This is a genomic window from Actinocorallia herbida (assembly GCF_003751225.1).
Lineage (GTDB): Bacteria > Actinomycetota > Actinomycetes > Streptosporangiales > Streptosporangiaceae > Actinocorallia > Actinocorallia herbida.
Genome location: NZ_RJKE01000001.1, coordinates 7,817,919 through 7,841,977, shown reverse-complemented (window position 1 = coordinate 7,841,977; position 24,059 = coordinate 7,817,919). Strand labels below are relative to the sequence as shown.

The 24,059-nt window shown below is 73.7% G+C and carries 25 protein-coding genes, 1 tRNA gene and 1 riboswitch; of the genes, 19 read left to right on the top strand and 7 right to left on the bottom strand.

What is annotated here, in order from left to right; translation table 11 throughout:
• Positions 1-61: 61 nt before the first annotated feature.
• The 4 genes from EDD29_RS35675 (at position 62) to EDD29_RS35660 (ending at position 3,185) form a co-directional block, all read left to right on the top strand.
• Positions 62-135, top strand: a tRNA-Arg gene (locus EDD29_RS35675).
• A 111-nt stretch (positions 136-246) separates the two neighbouring features.
• On the top strand, positions 247-1,707 hold the full coding sequence (locus EDD29_RS35670) for an AlkA N-terminal domain-containing protein (protein ID WP_211360108.1): 1,461 nt from the start codon (positions 247-249) through the stop codon (positions 1,705-1,707).
• Positions 1,704-2,189, top strand: a complete 486-nt coding sequence (locus EDD29_RS35665; protein ID WP_123668633.1) for a methylated-DNA--[protein]-cysteine S-methyltransferase — start codon at positions 1,704-1,706, stop codon at positions 2,187-2,189. The genes EDD29_RS35670 and EDD29_RS35665 overlap by 4 nt, the downstream gene beginning before the upstream one ends.
• A gap of 63 nt (positions 2,190-2,252) precedes the next feature.
• On the top strand, positions 2,253-3,185 hold the full coding sequence (locus tag EDD29_RS35660; RefSeq protein ID WP_123668632.1) for an NAD-dependent epimerase/dehydratase family protein: 933 nt from the start codon (positions 2,253-2,255) through the stop codon (positions 3,183-3,185).
• Here the strand turns inward: EDD29_RS35660 and EDD29_RS35655 are convergent.
• Positions 3,131-3,751, bottom strand: coding sequence for a GNAT family N-acetyltransferase (locus EDD29_RS35655; protein WP_123668631.1), 621 nt, complete (start codon positions 3,749-3,751; stop codon positions 3,131-3,133). The genes EDD29_RS35660 and EDD29_RS35655 overlap by 55 nt on opposite strands.
• Positions 3,752-3,792: 41 nt before the next feature.
• A complete protein-coding gene (locus EDD29_RS35650) occupies positions 3,793-5,100 on the bottom strand; it encodes an FAD-binding oxidoreductase (RefSeq protein WP_123668630.1) in 1,308 nt (435 codons plus the stop codon).
• 33 nt (positions 5,101-5,133) lie between these two features.
• Between EDD29_RS35650 and EDD29_RS35645 the strand changes: the two genes are divergently transcribed.
• From EDD29_RS35645 to EDD29_RS35635, 3 genes are read left to right on the top strand one after another with little or no spacing between them, the layout of a single operon-like run.
• Positions 5,134-6,123 (top strand): cobalamin biosynthesis protein, encoded by a 990-nt coding sequence (locus EDD29_RS35645; protein WP_246053174.1) that lies wholly within the window; start codon positions 5,134-5,136, stop codon positions 6,121-6,123.
• On the top strand, positions 6,120-7,631 hold the full coding sequence (locus EDD29_RS35640) for a cobyric acid synthase (protein ID WP_425454997.1): 1,512 nt from the start codon (positions 6,120-6,122) through the stop codon (positions 7,629-7,631). Before EDD29_RS35645 ends, EDD29_RS35640 begins: the two co-directional genes overlap by 4 nt.
• Before the next feature lie 29 nt (positions 7,632-7,660).
• Positions 7,661-8,230: a DUF1444 domain-containing protein gene (locus EDD29_RS35635; protein ID WP_123668629.1), complete on the top strand. Its 570-nt coding sequence runs from the start codon at positions 7,661-7,663 to the stop codon at positions 8,228-8,230.
• Here EDD29_RS35635 and EDD29_RS35630 read toward each other — a convergent pair.
• A complete protein-coding gene (locus tag EDD29_RS35630; RefSeq protein ID WP_123668628.1) occupies positions 8,193-8,720 on the bottom strand; it encodes a hypothetical protein in 528 nt (175 codons plus the stop codon). The two genes, EDD29_RS35635 and EDD29_RS35630, sit on opposite strands and share 38 nt — an antisense overlap.
• 91 nt (positions 8,721-8,811) lie before the next feature.
• On the opposite strand from EDD29_RS35630, the gene EDD29_RS35625 reads away from it, so the two are divergent.
• Positions 8,812-9,510 carry a DUF4328 domain-containing protein gene (locus EDD29_RS35625; RefSeq protein ID WP_123668627.1) on the top strand — a complete coding sequence of 233 codons (699 nt, stop codon included), beginning with the start codon at positions 8,812-8,814 and terminating at the stop codon, positions 9,508-9,510.
• Between the two features lie 4 nt (positions 9,511-9,514).
• On the opposite strand, the gene EDD29_RS35620 is transcribed toward EDD29_RS35625, so the two are convergent.
• Positions 9,515-9,781 (bottom strand): DUF6504 family protein, encoded by a 267-nt coding sequence (locus EDD29_RS35620; RefSeq protein ID WP_425454996.1) that lies wholly within the window; start codon positions 9,779-9,781, stop codon positions 9,515-9,517.
• A 188-nt stretch (positions 9,782-9,969) separates the two neighbouring features.
• Between EDD29_RS35620 and EDD29_RS35615 the strand changes: the two genes are divergently transcribed.
• From EDD29_RS35615 to EDD29_RS35605, 3 genes are read left to right on the top strand one after another with little or no spacing between them, the layout of a single operon-like run.
• On the top strand, positions 9,970-10,647 hold the full coding sequence (locus EDD29_RS35615; RefSeq protein ID WP_170201703.1) for a TetR family transcriptional regulator: 678 nt from the start codon (positions 9,970-9,972) through the stop codon (positions 10,645-10,647).
• A gap of 19 nt (positions 10,648-10,666) precedes the next feature.
• Positions 10,667-11,629: a quinone oxidoreductase family protein gene (locus tag EDD29_RS35610; RefSeq protein WP_123668624.1), complete on the top strand. Its 963-nt coding sequence runs from the start codon at positions 10,667-10,669 to the stop codon at positions 11,627-11,629.
• A 38-nt stretch (positions 11,630-11,667) separates the two neighbouring features.
• A complete protein-coding gene (locus tag EDD29_RS35605; RefSeq protein ID WP_123668623.1) occupies positions 11,668-13,386 on the top strand; it encodes a serine/threonine-protein kinase in 1,719 nt (572 codons plus the stop codon).
• 125 nt (positions 13,387-13,511) lie between these two features.
• Here EDD29_RS35605 and EDD29_RS35600 read toward each other — a convergent pair whose 3' ends face one another.
• The 3 genes from EDD29_RS35600 to EDD29_RS35590 all read right to left on the bottom strand — a co-directional run bounded on the left by EDD29_RS35600 (position 13,512) and on the right by EDD29_RS35590 (position 15,589).
• The gene (locus EDD29_RS35600; RefSeq protein ID WP_123668622.1) at positions 13,512-14,516 is read right to left on the bottom strand and encodes an LLM class F420-dependent oxidoreductase; all 1,005 of its coding nucleotides are present in this window, start codon (positions 14,514-14,516) and stop codon (positions 13,512-13,514) included.
• 61 nt (positions 14,517-14,577) lie between these two features.
• Positions 14,578-14,754, bottom strand: a complete 177-nt coding sequence (locus EDD29_RS35595) for a DUF397 domain-containing protein (RefSeq protein WP_123668621.1) — start codon at positions 14,752-14,754, stop codon at positions 14,578-14,580.
• A gap of 4 nt (positions 14,755-14,758) precedes the next feature.
• Positions 14,759-15,589 (bottom strand): helix-turn-helix domain-containing protein, encoded by an 831-nt coding sequence (locus tag EDD29_RS35590; protein ID WP_123668620.1) that lies wholly within the window; start codon positions 15,587-15,589, stop codon positions 14,759-14,761.
• A gap of 162 nt (positions 15,590-15,751) precedes the next feature.
• Here EDD29_RS35590 and EDD29_RS35585 point away from each other — a divergent pair, with 162 nt between their 5' ends.
• The 8 genes from EDD29_RS35585 to cobC all read left to right on the top strand — a co-directional run bounded on the left by EDD29_RS35585 (position 15,752) and on the right by cobC (position 24,044).
• Positions 15,752-16,174, top strand: coding sequence for an ATP-binding protein (locus EDD29_RS35585; RefSeq protein WP_170201702.1), 423 nt, complete (start codon positions 15,752-15,754; stop codon positions 16,172-16,174).
• A 68-nt stretch (positions 16,175-16,242) separates the two neighbouring features.
• A riboswitch (cobalamin riboswitch) is annotated at positions 16,243-16,378 on the top strand.
• A gap of 36 nt (positions 16,379-16,414) precedes the next feature.
• Positions 16,415-18,454, top strand: coding sequence for a putative cobaltochelatase (locus EDD29_RS35580; RefSeq protein ID WP_281280975.1), 2,040 nt, complete (start codon positions 16,415-16,417; stop codon positions 18,452-18,454).
• Between the two features lie 34 nt (positions 18,455-18,488).
• Positions 18,489-19,091: a cob(I)yrinic acid a,c-diamide adenosyltransferase gene (cobO, locus tag EDD29_RS35575; protein ID WP_123668618.1), complete on the top strand. Its 603-nt coding sequence runs from the start codon at positions 18,489-18,491 to the stop codon at positions 19,089-19,091.
• Positions 19,088-20,542: a cobyrinic acid a,c-diamide synthase CobB gene (locus EDD29_RS35570; protein WP_123670881.1), complete on the top strand. Its 1,455-nt coding sequence runs from the start codon at positions 19,088-19,090 to the stop codon at positions 20,540-20,542. The genes cobO and EDD29_RS35570 overlap by 4 nt, the downstream gene beginning before the upstream one ends.
• Positions 20,533-21,723, top strand: coding sequence for a precorrin-6y C5,15-methyltransferase (decarboxylating) subunit CbiE (gene cbiE / locus EDD29_RS35565; RefSeq protein ID WP_123668617.1), 1,191 nt, complete (start codon positions 20,533-20,535; stop codon positions 21,721-21,723). Before EDD29_RS35570 ends, cbiE begins: the two co-directional genes overlap by 10 nt.
• Positions 21,724-21,725: 2 nt before the next feature.
• Positions 21,726-22,298: a cobalamin biosynthesis protein gene (locus tag EDD29_RS35560; protein WP_170201701.1), complete on the top strand. Its 573-nt coding sequence runs from the start codon at positions 21,726-21,728 to the stop codon at positions 22,296-22,298.
• Positions 22,295-22,882 carry a precorrin-8X methylmutase gene (locus tag EDD29_RS35555; protein WP_123668615.1) on the top strand — a complete coding sequence of 196 codons (588 nt, stop codon included), beginning with the start codon at positions 22,295-22,297 and terminating at the stop codon, positions 22,880-22,882. Before EDD29_RS35560 ends, EDD29_RS35555 begins: the two co-directional genes overlap by 4 nt.
• A gap of 7 nt (positions 22,883-22,889) precedes the next feature.
• On the top strand, positions 22,890-24,044 hold the full coding sequence (gene cobC / locus EDD29_RS35550) for an Rv2231c family histidinol phosphate aminotransferase CobC (RefSeq protein WP_123668614.1): 1,155 nt from the start codon (positions 22,890-22,892) through the stop codon (positions 24,042-24,044).
• Positions 24,045-24,059 lie beyond the last annotated feature (15 nt).

The following is a 24,059-nucleotide window of genomic DNA, read 5'->3' as shown; positions in this document are numbered from 1 at the left end:
ATCGGGCGGAAACCTGCTGTTGGTTGCGCCGCGCATACCCTAAACTCGCTTCCCAAAACAAGCGCCCATAGCTCAGCTGGATAGAGCAACGGACTTCTAATCCGTCGGCCGGGGGTTCGAATCCCTCTGGGCGCGCTGTTCTGGGGCCCGTCGTCGCTGTTGATCTGGCACGGCGGGCCTTTGCATGGGCAGCGTCATGTCCGAAAACCGCCGGTCAAGGGTCCGCCGATCACGCAGACTGGAGGGGTGACGCAGACGGATGAGGCCCGCTACCAGGCGGTTTGCGGGCGAGACGGCAGATTCGACGGCGAGTTCTTCCTCGGCGTGCGGACCACCGGCGTCTACTGCCGTCCGAGTTGTCCGGCCACGACGCCGAAGCGCGAGAACGTCGGCTTCTATCCGACGGCGGCGGCCGCGCAGGCCGCGGGCTTCCGGGCGTGCAAGCGGTGCCGGCCGGACGCGGTGCCGGGATCGGCGGCCTGGCAGGCGCGCGCGGACGTGGTGGCGCGTGCGATGCGGCTGATCGGGGACGGCACGGTCGACAGGGAGGGCGTCGTGGGGCTCGCGGCCCGGCTCGGGTACAGCCCGCGGCAGCTCCAGCGGCAGCTCGTCGCCGAGGTCGGGGCGGGGCCGCTGGCCCTGGCCCGCGCCCAGCGCGCGCACTCGGCCCGCGTCCTCCTCCAGACGACCACGCTGCGTGTGACGGACGTCGCCTTCGCGGCGGGCTTCGCCAGCGTGCGGCAGTTCAACGACACGATCCGCGCCGTCTACGCCCTGACGCCGACCGCTTTGCGGGACACGGGGCGCCGCGCCCTCACCGCCGCGGCCTCCGGCATCCCTCTGCGACTCGCCTATCGGGGGAGATACGCGGCGGGCCCTGTCCTCTCCTTCCTGGCGGCGCGTGCGATCCCCGGGGTGGAAGAGGTGACGGGCGAAGAGGGCAGACGCACCTATCGCCGGACCCTTGCGCTGCCCGGAGGTCCCGCGCTCGTCACGGTCCTGGAACCCCGCAAGGAGACGGGTTGGCTCGACTGCACCGTCTCGCTTACGGATCTCCGTGACCTGTCTTCGGCGACCCAGCGGGTGCGCAGGCTGTTCGACCTGGACGCCGACCCGTACGCCGTCGCCGAGAGCTTCGCCGACGACCCGCTCCTGGGGCCGCGGCTCTCGGAGGTCCCCGGGCTGCGCTCTCCCGGCGCGGCGGATCCCGACGAGCTGGCCTTCCGTGCCGTGCTCGGCCAGCAGGTCAGTGTGACGGCGGCCCGGACGCTGGGGGCAAGGCTCGTCGCCGCCTATGGGACGCCCCTGGCGGTCCCCTCCGGCACGCTCACCCATCTCTTCCCCGCTCCCTCGGCCCTTGCCGGGGCGTCCATGGACGCCGTGGGCATGCCCGCCTCCCGTCGTGAGGCAGTGCGCGCGCTTGCAGCGGCCCTCGAGTCGGGGGAAGTGGCCCTCGACCCCGGCGCCGACCGCACCGAGGCGGAGAAGTCCCTGCTCGCGGTCCGCGGCGTCGGGGCCTGGACGGCGGCCTACATCCGCATGCGCGCGCTCGGCGACCCCGATGTGCTCCCGCCCGGCGACGTCGTCCTGCGGCGCGCGCTGGCCGCCGCGGGGGCGGCCGACCCGGCCCGCTGGGCGCCGTGGCGCAGTTACGCGACCCATCTGCTGTGGCGCTCGGCCGCGGCCAACCGAAGGAAGGCATCATGACGGTCCACACGACGGTCGCCGGCCCGATCGGCGATCTGCTGCTCGTCGGCACGGCCACCGAGGACGGGCTGGCGCTCGCCTCGCTGACGCTGCCGGAGCACCGCTGGACCCCGGCGGATCCCGGCGTCCGCGACGACGGCCCGTTCCGCGCGCTCCGGGACCAGCTCGACGCCTATTTCGCCGGGGAGCTCAAGGACTTCTCCTATACCCCCGCCCTTTGCGGCACGCCCTTCCAGCGGCAGGTGTGGGCCGCCCTGGACGCCCTGCCTTACGGCGCGACGACCACCTACGGGCGCCTGAACTCCGCGCTGGGCGGCTCGCCCGCCAGGGCCAGGGCCGTGGGGGTGGCGATCGGCGCGAACCCGGTGTCGATCCTGCGCCCCTGCCACCGGGTCGTCGGGGCCGACGGATCCCTGACGGGCTACGCCGGAGGGCTCGCGGCCAAGCACGCGCTCCTGACCCTGGAGGGCGTGCTTCTGTGACCTCCGCTCTCGCCGTCCCGCGATGGGGTATCACTCTCCGTAGTCAAGGGAGAGGGGGCGGCGATGCGGGTGCTCGTCGCGGGGGCGACAGGGGTCATCGGCAGGCGGCTGGTGCCGCTGCTGGCGGGGACGGGCCACGAGGTGTTCGCGCTGTCGCGGACGCCCGTGCCCGCCCAGGGGCCTTCGGTGTGGCCGCTCGCGGTCGACGCGCTGGAGGCCGACGAGCTGCGCAAGGCGGTCCGTGAGGCGCGGCCGGACGCGGTGGTGAACCTCCTCACCGCGATCCCCGCCGCGCTCGACCCGCGCCGGATGGAACGCGCGTTCGCCCAGACGAACCGGCTGCGCACCGAGGCGACCAGGACGCTCCTGGACGCCGCCCGCGAGGCGGGGACGCCCCGGATCATCGGCGAAGGCGTCGCGTTCGCCTACGACCCCGACGGCACGGGCCCGGCCGACGAGGACGCGCCGCTCTGGCACGACCCGCCGAAGCAGTTCGCCACAACCCTGCGGGCCCTGGTGGAGATGGAGGCGCTCACCCACGCCGCCGACGGCCTCGTCCTGCGGTTCGGCCACCTGTACGGGCCCGGCACTGGGTTCGGCCCCGAGGGGTGGGTCACCGCGCAGGTCCGGGAGCGGCGGATCCCGGTGGTGGGGGAGGGGACGGCCCGGTTCTCCTTCGTGCACGCCGACGACGCGGCCAGGGCCGTCGCCGCCGCCCTCACCACCTCGGTGACGGGCTCGCTGAACATCGTGGACGACGACCCGTCTCCGGTCTCGGAGTGGCTGCCCGCCCTCGCGGGCCTCCTGCGCGCCGATCCTCCGCACCACGTGCCGACGCCCGTGGCGCGGCTCGTCACGGGCGCGTGGGGCGTCGCGTTCTTCACCAGGCTCAGGGCCGCCGCCAACGGACGGGCCAAGGACGAACTGCCGTGGCGGCCGTACTACGCCTCGTGGAGGGACGGCTTCGAGGCCGACCTGGGGGCGGGCCGCTCCTGAGCCCGCCACTCTTCGGCGAGCAGCGCGTAGCCGTAGGAGTCGAGGATCTCTCCGGAGGAGTGCACGGAGTCCTTGAGCGTGTGCTGCTCCCGGCGCATCCCGAGCTTCTCCATGAGCCGCCAGGACGGGGTGTTGCCGGTGAAGCAGAACGCGGTGACGCGGTGCAGGGACAGGTCCTCGAAGGAGATCCGCAGAAGCTCGCGGGCCGCTTCGGAGGCGTAGCCGTGCCCCTGGGCGTCGGGGGCGAGGCACCAGCCGATCTCCGCCTGGCGGAGCGGGTCCTCCGGCGCGGGGAACTGCGCCCACACGTCGCCGAGGCGCAGCATGAGGTCGCCGATGATCTCCCCGTCGCGCTCGATGACGAGCAGGCCGCCGAGGCGCGTGGGATCGCTGTACTTCTCCGCGAAGGCGGCGAAGTCGTGGTCGCCGCCCGAGAGCCACCATCGGACGGACTCCAGGTGCCGGTAGCGGTCCCAGATGGGGGCGGTGTCGGCGGGGCCGGCGCGGCGGATGAGGAGTCGCGGGGTGGTCACGGGCCAGGTGAGGTCGTCAAGGGAGGGCGGCATAAACATCATGTTTACCTCCGTTCGTCAGCATTCGCTGCAGGTCAGGGGAAGATCACGCCGGGGTTGAGCAACCCGGCGGGGTCCAGCGCGGCCTTGACGGCGCGCAGCGCGGCGATCTCGGCGGTGCTCCGGGTGAGGGTCAGGTAGGCGGCCTTGGCGCGGCCCACGCCGTGCTCGGCGCTGATCGTGCCGCCCAGCCCGGCGACCCGGGCGAGGATCGCGGTGGACGGGTCGGTGGTGCCGCCCAGGAGGTTGACGTGCACGTTCGCCTCGGCGAGGTGCCCGAACAGGACGGGGACGGCGTCCCCGGCGAGGCGGGGGACGTCGGCGAGGAAGGCGGGCAGGGCGGGCAGCGGTACGCCGACGTCGAGCTTCCGGGCCGCCCCTTCGGCCCGGATGGCCTCGGCGTGCGCCTCCCGGTAGGTCCACAGGCGGTGCCGGTCGGAGGGGTCGGCCGCGACGACGGTCTCCGGGGCGTCCACGTCGGCCAGCGCCTCGTGCAGCTCCTCGGACGGGTCCTCCGCCGCGGCGCACTCGACCAGGACGTAGAAGGCGTGCTCCTGGCGGGTCGGCGCAGGCAGCCCGGTGTGGCGGCGCACCAAGGCGAGGCCCTCGGGGAGGAAGAACTCGGCGGACTCCAGGGAGCCGACCGCGCGCAGCCGTTCCAGGGCGGCCAGGGCGGCTTCGGGGCTGGGGAGTCCCAGAAGGGCGGTGGCCCTGCGCGTCAGATAAGGCACCAGGCGCAGGCGGGCCGCCGTGATGATGCCCAGGGTTCCCTCGCTGGCGGCGAACGGGAGGTCGAATCCGGTGTTGTCCTTGGGCAGCCCGTCCAGGCGGGAGATGACGGACCCGTCGGCGAGGACGGCCTCCACGCCGACCACGTTGGCCTTGGTGGTGCCGTGGCGGAGCACCCGCTCGCCGCCCGCGTTGGTGGCGATCATGCCGCCGATCGTCGCGGAGTCGCGCGGGGTGAGGTCCACGCCGAAGTCCAGGCCCGCGGCCCGCGCGTGCCGCTGGAGATCGGAAAGGACGGTCCCCGCCCCGGCCGTCACCTGCCGGGCCGCCTTGTCCACGGGGCCTAGCGCGCTGAGGCGCCGCAGTGAGACGACGACCTCGCCGTCCATCGGGACGCCGCCGCCGACGAGGCCGGTGTTGCCGCCCTGCGGGACCACCGGGACGCCCTCCGCGGCGCAGATCCGCAGCACCTCGGCGACCTCGGCCGCCGAGCCCGGCCGGACGACGAGCCGGGCACGGCCCCGCCACCGCCCCGTGAAGTCCGTCTCGTACCCGGCCATGACGGACGGGTCGACGACTACCTGGGTCACCTTGGAGAGGAGGTCCGCGAGCATGCCTCCGATTGTCGTGCATTACGGTCGTGGCTTGTGGTGAGGACGGGGACGACGGCGCGGGCCGCGGGACTGCTGCTCGGCGCCGGGCTCGACGCGCTGCTCGGCGATCCGCGGCGCGGGCATCCCGTCGCCGGGTTCGGCAGGGCGGCGGCGGCGCTGGAGAAGGCCATCTATCGGGACGACCGGGCGCGCGGCGCGCTCTTCACCGGGATCTGCGCGGGCACCGTGCTCGGCGCCGCGGTGCTGGCCGAGCGGGCCGGACGGGACCGTCCGGTGCTCCGCTGCCTGACGACCGCGGCGGCCACCTGGGCCGTTCTGGGCGGCACGTCCCTGGCCCGCGAGGGCGAGATCATGGCCAGGCACCTCGAGGGCGGGCACCTCGGCGCGGCCCGGCTGCGGCTGTCGCACCTGTGCGCCCGCGACCCCTCCGGCCTCGACGGGCCGGCCCTGGCCCGCGCGACGGTCGAGTCCCTCGCCGAGAACACCGGTGACGCCGTGGTCTCCCCGCTCTTCTGGGGAGCCGTCGCGGGCGTCCCCGGGCTCGCCGCCTACCGCGCGCTGAACACGCTCGACGCCATGGTCGGCTACCGCAGCGCCAGGTACGCGAACTTCGGCTGGGCCTCGGCCAGGCTCGACGACGCCGCCAACTGGCTCCCCGCCCGGCTCACGGGCGCGCTGACGGTCCTCGCCGCCCCCGCCGTCACCCCGGTCTCCGGCGGGCGGCTGCGCGCGTCGGCCGAAGCGTGGCGGGTGCTGCGCCGCGATGGCGCCCGGCACCCCAGCCCGAACGCCGGGCGCTGCGAGGCGGCCGCGGCGGGCGCGCTCGGGGTGCGGCTCGGCGGCGCGAACACCTACGCGGGCGAGGTCGAGACCCGGCCCGCGCTCGGCGACGGCAGGGATCCCGACGTCCCCGACATCCGCCGCGCGGTCCGGCTGACCCGGGCCGTCTCGGCGGCCGCGGTCGCGGCGTCCGCCGGGCTCGCCTTCGCGCTGGGCCGCGCCCGCCACGGACGGGCCAGGTGAGCGCCCTGCCGCGCGGCTCGGTGCTGATCGCGGGCACGACGTCGGACGCGGGCAAGAGCGTGGTCGTCGCCGGGATCTGCCGGTGGCTGGCCCGGCGCGGGGTGCGGGTCGCCCCGTTCAAGGCGCAGAACATGTCGCTGAACTCGATGGTCACCGCCGACGGCGCGGAGATCGGCCGGGCGCAGGTGATGCAGGCGCAGGCCGCGGGCGTCGAGCCGACCGCGCACTTCAACCCGATCCTGCTCAAGCCCGGGAGCGACCGGCGTAGCCAGGTCGTCGTACGGGGCCGTCCGATCGCCGACGTGGACGCGCTGGAGTACTACGCGTTCAAGGACCGCCTCAAAGAGGTCGCCCTGGAGAGCTACCGGGCTCTGCGCGAGGAGTACGACGTCGTCGTCTGCGAGGGGGCGGGCAGCCCCGCGGAGATCAACCTCCGCCGGGGCGACATCGCGAACATGGGGCTGGCCCGTGCCGCCGACCTGCCCGTCCTCGTCGTGGGGGACATCGACCGGGGCGGCGTGTTCGCGGCGCTGTACGGGACGGTCGGGCTGCTGGAGCCCGCGGACCAGGCGCTCGTCTCGGGGTTCGTCATCAACAAGTTCCGCGGCGCGCGCGAGCTCCTCCAGCCCGGCATCGACCAGATCACGGCGCTCACCGGACGGCCCACCCTCGGCGTCCTGCCCTGGCTGGACGGCCTGTGGCTCGACGTGGAGGACTCCCTGGGACTCGACGCCGCCCGGCCCGCCACGGGCACCCCCCACGGCGAGGAGCCTTTGCGGGTCGCCGTGCTGCGCTTCCCGCGCATCTCCAACTTCACCGACCTCGACGCCCTGTCCTGCGAGCCCGGCGTCTCCGTCCGCTTCGTGACCGGCCCCGGCGAGCTCGCCGACGCCGACCTCATCGTGCTCCCCGGCAGCCGCGCCACGGTCGCGGACCTGGCCTGGCTGCGCGACCGCGGGTTCGCCGCCGCGCTCGCCGCGACGGACAAGCCGGTCCTCGGCGTCTGCGGGGGCTACCAGATGCTCGCCCGCACCATCGCGGACGACGTGGAGTCGGGGAAGGGCATGGTCGAAGGGCTGGGCCTGCTGCCGACCACCGTGCGGTTCGAGAAGGACAAGGTCCTCGCCCGTCCCGAGGGCGAGCACTACGGCTATCCGGTGCGCGCCTACGAGATCCACCACGGCCGTGTCACCGTCCACGGAGGCACCCCCTTCCTGGACGGGTGCAGGCAAGGACGTGTCTTCGGCACCACCTGGCACGGCGCTCTGGAGAACGACGCCTTCCGCCGCGCGTTCCTCGCCGAGACCGCCGAGCTGGCGGGCCGCAGGTTCGTCCCCGCCCCCGGCACCTCCTTCGCCGCCCTGCGCGAGGCCCAGCTCGACGCGCTCGCCGACCTCGTGGCCGACCACTTGGACGGGCCGGCCCTGGACGCCCTCATCACGTCCGGAGCCCCTGCCGGGCTGCCCCTGCTTCCGCCGGGCGGCGTCCCCCACCAGCCGCTATCGTGAGCGCGAACTCCAGCCGCAAAGGAACGCCGATGACCGATCCGTATGACCTGATCGTCCCGATCCCGGGGGCACGGGTTCCGGTCGACATCCGGCTGGACTTTCCGCCGCTCCCGGAGGACACCCCTATCCGGGAGCCCTTCGCGGCCGGCCTCTACCTGTCCTATGGCGTCGACCTGCCCCCGGGCGACGACGGCAGGCCCCGGGTGGAGCCGGTCACCCCGCGCCGCCTCGCCGAGCGCGGCATGCGCGCCGAATCGCTGCGCGAGCGGGCCGCGGGCAACCTGCGGGCGCGCCGCCCCGACCTCGCGCTGAACTGGTTCCCGGACGTGCGCGCGGTGACCGTCACGGTCGGCGGCGACCTGGAGGCGGGGCTGCTGCTGGACGAGGCGTTCCTCGACAAGCTCGCCGGGGAGGTCGACGGCGACCTCGTCGTCGGGGTCCCGGCCCGCGACGTCTTCACCGCGACCGGCTCCCGCGACACCCAGGGCCTCGCCAAGCTCCGCTGGGTCGCCGACCGGGTCTGGGCCCGCGGCGACCACCTGCTGTCGCCGAGCCTCCTGCTCAGGACCGCCGAGGGCTGGGTCCCGCTGCCGGGGTGAGGGCCAGCGCCCGCAGGCCCGCGTGGAAAAGACGGATGTCTCCGTCGCCGAACACCGCGCGCTGGACCACGAACCCGTGGATGAGCGCCACGAGCATCCGCACCACGGCCGTCGGGCGCACCTCGCGGGTGATCATCCCGGCCCGCTGGTACAGCTCGACGTACCAGAGCAGCGCGCGGGCGAACCCGGCGTAGGACCCGTCGAACCTCTCCTCGCGCACCGAGGCCCGCACGACCGCGCCCCACACGCGCAGCGCGAGCACCGGGAAACCGTCCTCCACGTGCCGGAACACCGCGACGGGGCTGGGCAGCGGGCCGAACGCCGCGGCGAAGGCGGCGGCCACCTCGCGCTCGGTCTCGGCGGCGACCCTCTCGATCAGCTCGTCGATCCGCCCGTCCCGCTCCCCGGGCCGGCCCCGCGCCTCGGGGCACGGGTCCCGCGACGGAGCGGGCGGGGGACACGTGGTGTCGCGGCGGCTCTCGCGGGACATGCAGGTAGGTTTCCATACCGGTGGGTAGCCCGCACTAAAGTGCAGGTCGACAACACGTAGACTGCCGGAAAAGCGGAGCGGAGGAGATCCCGTGCCGTGTGGCCTGTGCGGGGACATCATCCCGCTCGAGGTGGTCCGCTGCCCTGCGTGCGGCGCCTGGTCGCGCCGCCGCGACTTCCGGGCGCTGGGCATCGGCCTGTTCATGCTGCTGGGATTCAACGCCTTCCTCGCCATGGGCTCCTCGGTGAGCCTGCTGCGCCTGGCGTCCGAACTCGACGGCACGAGCTCGCTGTCCTACGACCCGGGGTCGGTCTCCACCACCCTCGCCGGCTACCGGGACGTCTTCGTGGTGTCCCTGTGCCTCGCCGTCGTCACCGGGGTGCTGTTCCTCGCCTGGCTGTGGCAGGCGCACGGGCAGACGCTCGACAAGGTGCGCGGCCACCGGCTGTGGACGGTCGGCGCCTGGTTCGTCCCGCTGGCCAACCTGTGGCTGCCGCCCCGCCTCGTGCTCGAGGTGTGGCTCGCCAGCGGCAGGTATCCGCTGCCGCGCAGGCACGGCGTGAGCGTCGTGGTGATGGCCTGGTGGTCGAACCTGCTCGCCGCCGTCGGCCTGGCCCAGCTCTTCCCCTCGATGCACGCCGCGACCCTCGCCGACGCGAGGTTCGCGGTCCAGATCGGCACCGCGGGCGCGGCCACGCTGGGCCTCGCGGCGACCCTGGCGATGGCCGTGGTCTTCCATGTGACGCTGCTCCAGCTGCGGGTGCCGCCCGCCCGCCCGGCCCAGGGCTGAGCGCTCACCGCCAGACGCGCGACAGGGTCCACTCGTCGGTCTCCGGCGTGTGCCGCAGCTCGTAGACGCCGCTCTCGCGGTCCGGCGACGCCTCGACGCGCCAGAACCGCCGCTCGACGGGCTCGGCCGACTCCGGGTGCTGCTCGCGCCACCAGTCCCGGCTGACGATCCAGTGCTCGAGGACGCGGCGGACGACGAAGAGCCTGTCGCGCCACACGAAGCGGCGGGGCAGGCCGTCCGGCCCGGTCCACACGGTGACCGGCTCGCTCAACGGGCTCATCGTTCGAAAACACTATCGAACGCGGACCGGGATCGCCAAGCCGGTCGGTCCGGTCCGTCGCAGGTCCGGCCCCGGTCGGGACGGCATCCGGCCATGCCCGTGCCGACCCTTGCGGCGCCGAGTGGTCTTCCGCACCCTTACCATGACGGCGGCTGGGACAGCGCGTGGAGGGAGAAGCCGTGGCGGCGGTGACGGTGGCAGGCGGCCTTCGGGAGCTCAAGAAGCACCGGACGAGACTCGCCCTCGTGGACGCCGCGCTCGACCTGTTCCTGAGCCGGGGCTACGAGAAGACGACGATCGACGAGATCGTCGCGGCGGTCCCGGTGTCCCAGCGGACGTTCTTCCGGTACTTCGCCGCCAAGGAGGACGTCATCCTCGGCGTCGTCGCCGACTTCGACGCGCGGACGGTGGAGGCGGTCCGCGCCCGTCCGGTTCACGAGGGCCCGGTGACCGCGCTGCTCGCCGCGCTGCGCGCGGTGCTGCACACGGTGGAGCCCGCCCCGGCCGCGGAACTCGAGCGGATGCGGCGGCTGCGCCAGGTGCTGGAGACCAACCCCGCCCTCATCGCCGCGCAGCACGCCCGCCACCAGGTCAGCGCGCGGGTGCTGACCGCGGAGCTCGCCGCCCGGATGGGCCTGGACGCGGGGCTGTGCGGTCCGGCCGGCCTGCGGCCCCGGTTGCTGGCGGCGATGTTCTACGCGGCGGTCCGGGTCGGGTTCGAGGACGCCGCGTGCCGCGAGGTCTTCGATCCGGCCGAGGTCGTCGCGCGTGTGGAGGAGGCGGTGGGAGAGGCGCTCAGCGGTCTCCGGGAAGATTGGGTGGGCGGTCCGGGTTGCCCCGGGCACGGCAGTACCTGACTTCTCTCCAGGAGGAACGATGCGCGCGATCGTCGTCGCCGAGCACGGCGGACCCGAGGCCCTCGCCGAGCGGGAGGAGCCGGTGCCGGTGCCGGGACCGCGCGACGTGCTGATCCGGGTGGCCGCGGCGGGCGTGAACTACATCGACACCTACTACCGCTCCGGCCACTACCACCGGGACCTGCCTTTCACGTTGGGCGAGGAGGCCGCGGGGACCGTCGAGGCGATCGGCGCGGAGGTCGCCGACTTCGAGATCGGCGACGTGGTCGTCACCTCCACCGCGCGCGGCGGCTACGCCGAGTTCGCGCTCGCCGACACCGACCGCGTGGTGCCCGTGCCCGCGGAGGTCACGCCGGAGCAGGCCGCCGCGGCGCTGCTCCAGGGCATGACGGCGCACTACCTCACGCACGACACCTTTCCCGTCGGGGAGGGCGACACGGTGCTGCTGCACGCCGCGTCGGGCGGGGTGGGGCTGCTGGTCACCCAGCTCGTCAAGCTGCGCGGCGGCCGTCTCATCGGCACGGTGTCCACGCCGGAGAAGGAGAAGCTCGCCCGTGACGCGGGCGCCGATGAGGTCATCGGCTACGCGGACTTCCCGGCGCGCGTACGCGAGCTGACCGACGGCCGCGGTGTGGACGTCGTCTACGACGGGGTCGGCAAGGACACCTTCGACGGCAGCCTCGCCTCGCTGCGCCCGCGCGGCCTCCTCGCCCTGTTCGGCGCGGCCAGCGGCGCGGTCACCGGCCTGGACACCGGACGGCTGGCGAGCGCGGGCTCGGTCTTCCTCACCCGGCCGACGCTCGTGCACTACACCCTGACGGTCGCGGAACTGCGGGAGCGGGCAGCCGCGGTGTTCGGCCACGTCGCCTCGGGCGCCCTCGACGTCCACATCGGCCGGACATATCCGCTGTCTGATGCCCGAATCGCCCACGAAGATCTCGAAGGTCGGCGTACTACCGGTAAGTTGCTCCTCGTCCCCTGAGCCGACCCCCGGCCCGCTCGCCCTCCCGAGGAGCGCCCATGTCCCAGGACCCGCAGCTGATCGGCCCCTACCGACTGCTCGACCGGATCGGGCGCGGTGGCATGGGGACGGTCTACCTCGCCGAGGACGCCGAAGGCGCGCGCGTCGCCGTCAAGGTGATCAACGCCGAGCTGGCCGACGAGGCGGCCTTCCGGGAGCGGTTCCGCCGCGAGGTGACGGCCGCGCGCAGCGTCCGCAGGTTCTGCACCGCGAGCGTGCTCGACGCGAACCTGGAGAACGACCCGCTCTACGTCGTGACCGAGTTCGTCGACGGCCCGAACCTGGACGACCACATCCGCCTCTCCGGGCCGATGCGCGGCTCGTCGCTGGAGCACCTCGCCGTAGGCGTGGCGACCGCGCTGTCGGCCATCCACGGCGCGGGCATCGTGCACCGCGACCTCAAGCCGGGCAACGTGCTGCTGTCGCAGCTCGGCCCGCGCGTCATCGACTTCGGCATCGCCCGCGCGCTCGACACGACGTCCAACGCCACCCGGACCGGCACGTTCGTCGGCACCCCCGCCTACATGGCGCCCGAGGTGATCCGCGGCGAGGAGGCCACACCCGCGGCCGACATCTGGGCGTGGGGCTGCGTCGTGGCGTTCGCCGGGACGGGCGTCGCGCCCTTCGCCGCCTCGAACATCCCGGCGATCCTCTACCAGGTCACCCAGGGCGAGCCGAACCTCGAAGGGCTGGACGCCTCGGTCCGCGAACTCGTCGAGCTGGCGCTGAGCCGCGACCCCGCGCGACGGCCGAGCGCCCAGAGGCTGCTGGAACTGCTCACCGGCCAGCCCGACGTCGACCTCGCCAGGGTAGCGCCGACCGTCGAGGCCGCCGCGTGGCCGAGCGGGCCGACCGTGCGGGACACCGTGCCGCCTCCCGTGCTCGCCGCGCCCACGGCGGCGCCCGGCGCCCTCGCGGCCGCGCCCGCGCAGGACGCCTGGTCGATGCTGCCGCCGCCCTCCCCGCCGCCCGCGCACGACCCCGCGCCCGGGGCCTCGGCCGCCAAACGGCCCAATCGCAGCCACCGGCGCTACCTGCTGGTCGGCGCGGCCGCCGCGCTGGTCGCGGTGGCCGCCGGCGTGCTCCTGGTGCGCACCGGCAACGGCGTGCCGGACTCGGTGGAGAGCTGGAGCGACGACTTCGGCAGCGTCGGAGGCTGGCCGGACGACTACAACAAGCTGCGGGCCTATTCGGGCGGCGGTTACCAGATGAAGACGGCCAAGCTCGACCTGGTGGTCCAGTCGCTCGCGCCGGTGAAGGAGGAGCCGCCCGCGCGGACCCTGCTGTCGGTCGACCTCAAGACGTCGGGCACGGCCAGCGCGAAGACCGGACTCGTGTGCGCAGGCCCGAACGCCACCGAGATCGACGGCTACCAGTTCCTCCTGCGCACCGACGGCAACGGCGCCGTGCTGCGGCGCGTCGTCTTCCCCGAAGGCGCCACCGAGGAGAGCACCAAGGAACTGGCGGTCTCCGACTCCGTGCCCGGCTTCGACGCGGGCGAGACGAACCGGGTCCAGGCCGCGTGCGAGGCCGACCGGGAGGCGGGCACCATGCGGTTGCGCCTGTGGGTGGACGGCGACCTCGTCCTGGAGCACCTCGATCGGGAGACCCCGCTGCTGACCGGCCAGGCCGGCCTCATCGCCATGCAGGGCGATTGGGACGAGAAGGGGGTCGTCGCGGACTTCGACAACTTCGAGATCCGCGAGATCCGCGACTAGGCGCCGCCTCCCCGGCCGAGCCGCCTCCCCGAGTTCGGCGAAGCACCCGGGGAGGCCACCCGTCGTGTTCGGCGTCGGACGGGACGGGCGGCTCCCGTGCCTCGTCCTCCGCCACTCGTGCCGGGCTAGGCGTCCACGAGGTTGCGGATCGCCTTGAGGGTCGGCTCGTCCTTGACGCCCGCGACGAGCAGGGTCGTCACGGGGCTCGCCTTCCACAGTTCGAGGCGCTCGGCGATGCGCTCCAGCGGGCCGAGCAGCGAGATGGAGTCGGCGAGGGCGTCGGGCACCGCCTTGATCGCCTCGTCGCGGCGTCCGGCCATGAACAGCTCCTGGACGCGCGCGGCCTCCTCGGCGAAGCCGAGCCGGCCGATGAGGTCGAGGTGGAAGTTCTTGTCCTTGGCGCCCATGCCGCCGATGTAGAACGCCAGCGGCACCTTGGCCCACGTCAGGGCCTCTTCCAGCGGGGCCACCACGGTGGTGACCGTCGCGGTGATCTCGAATCCGGGCTTGCGGCCCGCCAGCGAGCCCCCGAAGACCTCCTCGATCTTCTCCGGGTCGCAGAACAGCGGAAGCCACCCGTCCGCCTGCTCGGCCGCCAGGGCGACGTTCTTGGGCCCCTCCGCCCCCAGGTAGACGGGGATGTCGGGGCGCAGCGGACGGGTGATCGACTTCAACGGCTTGCCGAGGCCCGCACCGCCCGGATAAGGAAGCGGGTAGTGCGGGCCGTCATTGACGACGGGCGCCTCGCGCGCCCAGATGTCGCGCACGATGCGCAGGTACTCGCGGGTCCGGGCCAGCGGCCGGGGGAACGGCACGCCGTACCATCCCTCCACGACCTGCGGGCCCGACGCCCCGAGGCCCAGGATCACCCGCCCGCCGGACAGCGCGTCCAGGGTGAGCGCGTGCATCGCCGTCGCGGCGGGGGTCCGGGCGGACATCTGCACCACCGCGGTGCCCAGTCTGATGCGCGACGTGCGCGCGCCGTACCAGGCCAGCGTGGTGAAGGCGTCCGATCCGTACGCCTCGGCGGTGAACACCGAGTCGTATCCCTGCCGCTCGGCGGCCAGCACCGTCTCGGTGGCGTCCTCCGGGTCGCGCTGCCAATAGCCGACGTTGATCCCGAGCTTCACGTGTCCCGCACCTCCAGATAACCCCAGACAACCGCAGTCTGGAGACTAGAACACGTTCCAGTTATTCTGAAACCCCCCGGAGGAGGTCGGTGAATCCGGCGGGGGAGAGCAGCACGGTCGGCAGGGAGGGGTTCTTGGAGTCGCGGATCGCGCACGCGCCACCGGGGAGCGCGGCGACCTCGACGCACTGGTCTCCACTGCCGCTGTACGAGGACTTGCGCCAGATGAGCTGAGCCACGAATTTACTCCTTAGCCGCCTCGGCCAGCAGCCGGACGGATTCTGCGGGGGAAAGCGCCTCGTCTTCGATGCGCTCGAACCGGGTTCTGTGTTGGGTTATTGCCTCTGCGCTCTCGACGTACACGTCGCCCATGGTGCCTTCTACGTAGGCGATATCAGGGTCGGCGGGGTCCTGGAACGACAGAATGGTGAACCGGCCGTCGAGTCCGGCATGGGCGCCGGACGCGTACGGCATCACCTGGATCGTCACGTTCGGCCGGTCCGCAGCCGTCACCAGGGCGAGCAACTGCTCCCGGATGACGGAATCGCCGCCGATCGGCCGGCGTACCGCGGACTCGTCAAGGATGACGTGCAGGTGTGGTGCGTCTTCGCGGTCGAGCAGGGCCTGGCGCTGTTTGCGCGCGTGGATCCTGCGGTCGATGTCGGCCTTCGACGGCAGGAACCGCCCGGCGGTGATCACCGCGCGGGCGTAGTCCTCGGTCTGGAGCAATCCGTGGACGAGCTGGGAGTCCCAGTTGCGGATCTCCGAGGACTCGTCCTCCAAACCGACATAGGAGCCGCTGAAGACGTCCACGTAAGCAGTCCACCAGCCCATCTGGCGGGCTTCGCGGGAAAGGGTGAGCAATGCGTCTCTGTCGGGGCTGGTGACCCCGTACAGGTCCAGGAGTTCGGCGACGTCGCGCGGCCGGGTCTGGCCGGTCTCCAGGCGGGACACGGTCGCGCGCGACCAGCCGAGCCGGTCGGCGACGTCTTGCAGGGTGAGGCCTTGGTTCTCACGAAGGCGTCGAAGCTCGCGCGCCAAGCGGCGCCCTCGTACGGTCGGACGGTAAGTCATAGGGACGAGTGTGCTGCCGTCTTGCGTTTACGTACATAAGAAACCAAGAATCTTCGCGAACTCTGTTGCACCGGTGAGATTCCCACGACAGCCTAACCATCGTGACTGTTCGGGAACGCCGCGTATTCGGCGGCCCGCTACGGCCCCGGCGAAAGGGCGGTTGTGGAGCTGGCAAGGGACCTTGGACGCACCTGGGCGTGGACGCTGCCGACGGACGCGACCTGCGCCCGGACGGCCCGCCGGCTGGTCCGGCAGACCCTGGCGGAGCTGGGCGTCGGCGACGAGGCGGTGGACGACGCGGGGCTCATGGTGAGCGAACTCGCGACCAACGCGCACCAGCACGCGGCCGCGCACGCGCCGCACGAGCTCTGGATCTCCTGTCTCGACGAGTTCGAGTTCTCCTGCGCGATCTTCGACGGCCTGCCGACCCGTGATCTGCCCCTGGAGTTCGGCCGCGGAGACTACGGCAGGGGGCTCAGCATCGTCGCCGAGCTGAGCAAAGGCCGCTGGGGCACCGAGGCGGCACACGCGCGGCTCGATCCCCGGGTCGCGGGGAAGGCGATCTGGTTCAGCTGCCCCCGTTAATGCGAACTTTCTACAGGTAAGGGAGAGTTCCGTCCTGAGTGGTGCACGCCGTCCGATTCGGTGCTGTCTCGTCACTGCGCGGCGCGTGTGGGATGCTCTTTCCGGCGTGTCTCTCCGGAGGAACCCGGTGTGAATCCGGGGCTGTCCCGCAACTGTGACCGGCGTGAGCCGGGAGTCAGGAACTCCGGCCGCCGTGCTCAGTTCACCCGATCGGGCGAGGAAACCCGAGGGAAGGACGCCGTGCCGTCACACCGGTTCGCCGCGTACCCGTTCAGCGCCGTCGTCGGCATGGCCGATCTCAAGCTCGCCCTGCTGCTCAACGCGGTCTCACCCGCCGTGGGAGGGGTCCTGGTCAGGGGGGAGAAGGGCACGGCCAAGTCGACCGTCGTGCGCGCGCTCGCCGCGCTGCTGCCCGACCTGCCCGTCGTCGAAGGCTGCCGCTTCTCCTGCGACCCCGCAGCACCCGACCCCGAATGCCCCGACGGCCCCCATGCCGCGCCCGCCGCCGCGGTCCGCCCGGCCCGGCTCGTGGAGCTGCCCGTCGGCGCCTCGGAGGACCGCCTCACCGGCTCCCTCGACCTGGAACGCGCGCTCACCGAGGGCGTCCGGGCCTATGAGCCCGGCCTCCTCGCCGCCGCGCACCGCGGCGTGCTGTATGTCGACGAGGTCAACCTGCTGCACGACCACCTCGTGGACCTGCTGCTGGACGCCGCGGCGATGGGCCGCGCGTTCGTCGAGCGGGAAGGCGTCTCGGTGCGGCACGCCGCCCGGTTCCTCCTGGTCGGCACCATGAACCCCGAAGAGGGGGAACTGCGCCCGCAGCTCCTCGACAGGTTCGGGCTGACCGTCGAGGCCGCGGCCACCCGTGACCCCGCGGAACGCGCCGACGTCGTGCGGCGCAGGCTCGCCTATGAGGCCGACCCCGAAGGCTTCGCGCTGTCTTACCTGGAGCAGGAGACGGCGCTCAGCGCGCGGATCACCGCCGCGCGTGCGCTGCTGCCCGAAGTGGTGCTCGGTGACGCCGCGCTCGGCGCGATCACCGCGATCTGCGCGGGCTTCGACGTGGACGGGCTGCGCGCCGACCTCGTCACGGCGAGGACCGCGCTCGCGCTCGCCGCCTGGCACGGCCGCCTCGACGTCACCGAGGAGGACGTGCGCCAGGCCGTCCGGCTCGCCCTGCCGCACCGCCGCCGCAGGGATCCGTTCGACGCCCCGGGCCTGGACGAGCAGCGGCTGGACGAACTCTTGGAGGAGAACTCCTTCACCCCCGACGACGACCCCGGCCCCTCGGGTGGAGGAGCGCCTCCGCAGGCCGACGGCGGGGAGTCCGATGGGCAGGACTCCCAGGAGTCCGATGGCCGGGGACCCGAAGGGCAGGCTCCGCAGGACGCCGAAGGGCAGGGCGGTAGAGGAGAGGGCGCCCCGACACCCGTCCCCCAGCAGTCCTCGGCGGGGCGGCCCTTCCGGCCAAGGCTCTTCACCGTGGACGGGGTCGGGGAGGGCGCGCCGGGACGCAGGTCCAAGGCGCGCGGCACCACCGGACGCGTGACGGGCGCCGCCACGGGGACTCAGGGGCCGGTCCATCTGACCGCCACCCTGCGGGCCGCCGCTCCGCACCAGAAGGCACGGGGCCGTAGCGGTCCCGGACTCGTGGTGTCGGGGCAGGACGTCAGGAGGGCGGTCCGGGAAGGCCGTGAAGGCAACCTCGTGCTCTTCGTCGTCGACGCGAGCGGCTCCATGGCGGCGCGCAAGCGGATGTCGGAGGTGAAGACCGCCGTGCTGTCCCTCCTGCTCGACGCCTACCAGCGGCGCGACAAGGTCGGCCTGGTGACCTTCCGGGGGACCGGCGCCGAGCTCGCGCTGCCGCCCACATCGTCGGTGGAGGCCGGGGCGCGGCGGCTGGAGCGGATGCCGACCGGCGGGCGCACCCCGCTGGCCGCCGGACTGCACCGGGCCGCGCGAGTGCTCAGGACCGAGGCCCTGCGCGACCCGTCTCGGCGGCCCCTGGTCGTCGTCGTCACCGACGGCCGCGCGACTCACGGCCCGGTGGTGGGCTCCCCGGCGAAGCCGGGTTCTTCAAGAGCCGACCATCGGGGCCCGGACCTGCTGACGGTCGCGTCGGCCTTCGCGGGCGTACGGACCGTCGTGGTCGACTGTGAGAGCGGCCCGGTAAGGCTCGGGCTCGCCTCGGACCTCGCCATGGCCCTGGGAGCCGAACTCGTGCCTCTGGCCGGCCTGGGCTCCCTCGCCGGAGTCGTCCGGGAGATGCGGGCGGCATGACGCACACCGAGCAGACGAAGGGCGGGGACCGCTGATGCCGCAGGGCAACCCGGAGAACGTGCCGGAAGACGGCCTCACCACCCGGCAGCGCCGCACGCAGCCGCTGCTGATCGTGCACACCGGCCCCGGCAAGGGCAAGTCGACGGCTGCGTTCGGGCTGGCGCTGCGCGCCTGGAACCAGGGCTGGCCGATCGGGGTGTTCCAGTTCGTGAAGTCCGCCAAGTGGCGGATCGGCGAGGAGAAGGCGCTGCTCGCCCTCGGCGCCTCGGGCGAAGGCGCCCCCGTCGACTGGTTCAAGATGGGCGAGGGCTGGTCGTGGATCCAGCGGCCGGGCCGGGAGGCCGACCACGCCGCCGACGCCCGCGAGGGCTGGGACCGGATCAAGGCCGACCTCGCCGCGGAGAAGTACGGCCTGTACGTCCTCGACGAGTTCACCTACCCGATGAAGTGGGGCTGGATCGACGTCGACGACGTCGTGGCGACCCTCGCCGCCAGGCCCGGCCGTCAGCACGTCGTCATCACCGGGCGGGACGCCGATCCGCGCCTGATCGGGGCCGCCGACCTCGTCACCGAGATGACGAAGGTCAAGCACCCGATGGACCGCGGCCAGAAGGGTCAGAGGGGCATCGAGTGGTGACGCCCCGGCTCGTCGTGGCCGCCGCCTCGTCGGGGGCGGGCAAGACGACGATCGCGACCGGCCTCATGGCCGCGCTCAGCGCGCGCGGGCTCGCCGTCTCCCCGCACAAGGTGGGCCCCGACTACATCGACCCCGGCTACCACGCCCTGGCGACGGGAAGGCCGGGCCGCAACCTCGACCCGTTCCTCACCTCCGAGGAAGCCGTCGCGCCCCTGTTCCGGCATGCCGCCGACGGCTGCGACGTGGCGGTCGTCGAGGGCGTCATGGGCCTGTTCGACGGGGTCACGGGAGGCGGCGACTTCGCCTCCACCGCGCACGTCGCGCGGCTCCTGAGCGCGCCCGTGGTGCTCGTGGTGGACTGCGCCTCGGCCGGGCGGTCCATCGCCGCGGTCGTGCACGGGTTCCTGACCTACGACCCGAACGGGCACGGCCCGGTCGGGATCGGCGGGGTGATCCTCAACCGGGTCGGCAGCGACCGGCACGAGGAGATCTGCCGGGAGGCCGTCGCGGAGCTGGGCCTGCCCGTCCTGGGCGTCCTGCGGCGCCGGGCGGACCTGGCGACCCCGTCGCGGCATCTCGGCCTCATCCCGGTCGCCGAGCGGCGTCCGGACGCGTTGGAGGCCGTCCGGCGGCTGGGCGAGACCGTCGCGGCGTCCTGCGACCTGGACGCGCTGCTCGCGCTCGCCAGGACGGCGCCGCCGCTGCACGCCGACCCGTGGGAGCCGGGGGCGGAGGTCGCCCGGGTCGGCGACGGGCCCGTCGTGGCGGTCGCCGGAGGCCCGGCCTTCACCTTCGGATACGCCGAGCAGAGCGAACTCCTGGAGGCGGCGGGCGCGCGCGTCGTCGCCTTCGACCCGCTGCGCGACGAGGACCTCCCCGAGGGAGTCCGCGGGCTCGTCATCGGCGGCGGCTTCCCCGAGATGTACGCGGCCGAACTCGGCGGCAACAAACGGCTCATGGACGCGATCGCCGCCTTCACCGGCTCGGTGGCGGGCTCCCCGGCGAAGCCGGGTTCTCCAAGAGCCGGTCACCGGGCCAATGGGCACGGCTCGGTGGCGGGCTCCCCGGCGAAGCCGGGTTCCCGGGCCGATCGGTACGGCCCGGTCTACGCCGAGTGCGCGGGAATGCTCTACCTCGCCGGGGAGCTGGACGGCGTCCCCATGTGCGGAGTCCTGGACGCGACCGCCGCCATGACCCCGAAGCTGACCCTCGGCTACCGGCGCGCGGTCGCGGTCGCCGACTCTGCCCTCACACGGGTGGGGGAGCGGGTGCGCGGGCATGAGTTCCACCGGACCGCGATGACGCCCCCGCGAGGCGGCACCCCCGCATGGCAGTGGACGGCCGAGGGCCCTGAGGGGTTCGTCCAAGGGAACGTCTTCGCCTCCTACCTTCACCTGCACTGGGCGGGCAGCCCCCGGATCGCGGAAAGGTTCGTGGCAGCATGCGCGTGACGGTCATCGGCCTGGACGGCGGCCCCCTCGACCCGGAGGCGCGGCGGCACCTGGAGAAGGCGACCCTCGTCGTCGGAGGCGCCCGCAACATCGCCGCCGCCCCGGGCGTCCCCCCTGAAGTGCCCACCTATGAGCTGGGCCCTCTGGAACCGGCCTTGGACGCGCTCGGCGCGCACGAAGGCAGCCCGGTCGTCCTGGCCAGCGGGGATCCCGGGTTCTTCGGGATCGTCCGGGCGCTGCGGGAGCGGGGACACACCTTGGCCGTCTTCCCCGCGCGTTCCTCTGTGGCGCTGGCCTTCGCCCGTGCGGGCATGTCGTGGGACGACGCCCTGGTGGTGTCCGCCCACGGCCGGGACCTGCGCCGGGCCGTCAACGCCTGCCGGGCGCACCCCAAGGTCGCGGTGCTGACCGCGCCCGGAGCCGGGCCCGCCGAACTGGGCAGGGAACTCCATCCGCAGACGCCGCGCGCCTTCGTCGTCTGCGAGAACCTCGGGAGCCCCGAGGAGAGGGTCGTCCGGGTCCGGCCCGCCGAGGCGACCACCCGGCCCTGGAACGACCCGAACGTCGTCATCGTCTACGACCCGCGCAAGCCCGTCGGGCCGTCCGGGTGGATCGCGGGGGCGCGGCCCGGGCCCGACGGCTGGGCCCTGCCCGAGACGGAGTTCGAGCACCGGAACGGCCAGATCACCAAGGCCGAGGCGCGCGCGCACATCCTCGCCCGGCTCGGCCCGCGCGTCGGCGACCTCGTGTGGGACATCGGCGCGGGCAGCGGCTCGGTCGGCATCGAGTGCGCCAGGCTCGGCGCGGCGGTGATCGCGGTCGAGCGCGACGAGGAGTCGTGCGCGCGGATCCGCCGCAACGTCCAGCGGCACCACGTCAAGGTCGCGGTGTCGCGCGGAGAGGCGCCCGCCGTCCTTGACCACTTGCCTGTCCCCGACGCCATCTTCGTGGGAGGCGGGGGATTGAGGACGATCGAGGCGTGCGCGCCTCTGGCGCTGCGGGCCATGGTCGTCTCCCTCGCCGCGGTCGAGCGGGTCGCCCCCACCCTCGCCCTCCTGAAGGCCGAGGGGTACAGCGCCGAAGCCGTCCAGCTCTCGGCGGCCCGTTTCGCGCCCCTCCCCGACGGCACCCATCGGCTCCAGCCCACGAACCCCGTCTTCGTCGTCTCCGGAGCCCGCTGAACGTGACACAACTCACGTCGGCGCAAGGCGGGCCCGCGTACGTCCTCGGTGTCGGGGCCCGCAAGGGCGTCTCGGCCGAGGAGGTGGAAGGGCTGGTCCGCCGAGTTCTCGCAGAAGCGGGCGTGCCACCGGACCAGGTGACCGCCCTCGCGACCGTCACCGCCAAGGCCGACGAGCCCGGCATCCTCGCCGTCGCCCGGGCCCACGGGTGGAATGTCATGATCTTCCCGCCCGATACCCTTGCCGCCATGCAGGGCACGGACCGGAGCGAACTCGCGCGAAGGGCCACGGGAACCCCCAGCGTCGCCGAAGCCGCGGCCCTCGCGGGCGCCGCGTCGCCCCACGGAACGCCGCAGCTCATCGGGACCGCACCGTCCGGCGGGGCCGAGGCGCCCGCCGGGACCGCCGCGTCCGCCGGGGCGCCGCGCTCCGGCGGAGACCCGGCGCACGGCTCCGGCCGGGCGGCGTCGTCCGGCGGGACCGCGGCTTCCGGCGGGGGCGGGCTGGCGGTGCCCAAGAGGCGCTCGGCACGGGCTACGGTGGCACTGGCGCGGGTTAGGGAGGAATCAGGATGAACGTGCGACAGCCGCACCCGATCGAGGTCGCCTCGTACGAGATCCTCCGGTCCCGGGTGGACCTGTCGCCGATGCCGCCGCTGTGGCGCGCGGTCGCCGAGCGGGTCATCCACGCCAGCGCGGACCTGGAGTACGCCGTCGACCTCGTGACCGACGAGCGCCATCTGCGCCGGGGCTTCGACGCCCTGCGCGCGGGCGCCCCCGTCGTCACCGACGTGCCCGCGGTCGCCGCGGGGATCACCGAGCGCCCGGCCGTCTGCCCCATCGACGACCCGGCCGCCGTGCGGATGGCCAAGGCCGCGGGGATCACCCGGTCGGCCGCCGCGGTCCGCCTCGCCTACTCCGAGGTCGGCCCCGGCGCGGTCTGGGTCGTCGGCAGCGCCGCCAGCGCGCTTGAGGAGTTGATCCTCCGCGGGGTGCGCCCCAGCCTCGTCATCGGCCTGCCCGTCGGCTTCGTCGGCGCGGCCGAGGCCAAGGCCAAGCTCCGCGGCAGCGGCCTGCCCCAGGTCAGCAACGTGAGTGAGAAGGGCGGCGCGAGCGTGGCCGCCGCGGCCGCCAACGCCCTCCTCTACTTCCACGGCTGATCGATCCATGCCCGGCCCATTCGCCACGGTTCCGCCCGAGCCGGACCCGGCCCCGGAGACCGAACCCGGACCCGGCGGCGGCGGGGGCGCCGCGGTGCTCCCCGGCTCGGTCGAGGCCACGTCCTCCAGGTCCGAGCCGGACCTTCTGCACCACGGCGACGCCGAGGTCGGCGGGGGCCTTGCGGACTTCGCCGTCAATGTCCGGGCGGGGACGCCGCCACCATGGCTCGCTGAGATCGTCCGGGAGTCCCTGACGGGGCTCTCGGCCTACCCGGACGGGACCCGGGCCCGGGAGGCCGTCGCGCGACGGCACGGGCGGCCGGCGGGGGAGGTGCTGCTGACCTCCGGGGCGGCCGAGGCGTTCGTGCTGCTGGCCCGGGTCCTGCGCCCACGCCGCGCGGTCGTGGTGCACCCGCAGTTCACCGAGCCGGAGGCGGCGCTGCGCGCGGCGGGCCACGCCGTCGACCGGGTCGTGCTGGCCGGCGCGTTCACGTTCGATCCCGCGGCCGTGCCCGCCGACGCCGACCTCGTCGTCCTGGGCAATCCGACCAACCCGACGTCCGTGCTGCACCCGGCCGCGGCGATCCGCGCGCTGCTGCGCCCCGGCCGGACCGTCGTGGTCGACGAGGCGTTCATGGACTGCGTGCCCGGAGAGCCGGAAAGCCTGGCCGCCGACTCCCGCCTCGTGGTCCTGCGCAGCCTTACCAAGACCTGGGGGCTCGCCGGACTGCGCGCCGGATACGTCCTCGGCCCTGGCGAGCTGATCACCGAACTGGAGGCGGCGCAGCCGCTCTGGGCGGTCTCCACGCCCGCGCTCGCCGCGATCGAAGCCTGCATGGGCGAGCGCGCGCACGCCGAGGCGGAAGCCTGGGCGAAGGACCTCGCCGTCCAGCGCGAGCACCTTGCGGATGAGTTGCGCGCCCTCGGCCTCCACGTGGTGCCTGAAGCCCGTGCCTCCTTCCTGTGCGTGCGGGCGGGCGAAGGCGTCCGGGAGGCTTTGCGCGAGCGAGGGTTCGCCGTAAGGCGCGGGGACACCTTCCCCGGCCTCGGCCCGGACTGGATCCGGATCGCCGTCCGCGACACCGCCGCGACCCGCGGACTCGTCACCGCGCTCACCGCCGTGCTGCCGGATTCTTCCGAGAACGTCACGATCATGGGCTGAAGGGCCCTTGTGGTG